1 protein-coding gene is annotated in these 254 nt (G+C 35.8%); it reads right to left on the bottom strand.

The window, feature by feature from the left end:
• The coding region (locus tag NE637_RS15485; RefSeq protein ID WP_256267821.1) for a DNA cytosine methyltransferase at positions 1 to 254 on the bottom strand (254 nt) is incomplete at both ends.

Genomic DNA, 254 nt, shown 5'->3' with positions numbered 1-254 from the left:
CGGATTTCCTTAACAGCACGGAAATACTCTTTTACCAGAGAATTATTCATGCTTATAATATGATTCTTCTGTCTATTTGCATTTGAAAATCCTTGACACGGCGGACCTCCTATAACCACATCTATCCCGTCAAATTCAGATGCAAGAGCCGAAAAATCATAGTCTCTAACATCAGGAATCAATCTGATATCATTACGTCCTTTATGATTTTCAACATATGTTTTTCTAGCATTTTTATTATTCTCTGCTGCAGC

The organism is Desulfovibrio desulfuricans (assembly GCF_024460775.1).
GTDB classification, from domain to species: domain Bacteria; phylum Desulfobacterota; class Desulfovibrionia; order Desulfovibrionales; family Desulfovibrionaceae; genus Desulfovibrio; species Desulfovibrio desulfuricans_E.
This window is presented reverse-complemented; position numbering and strand designations above follow the sequence as displayed.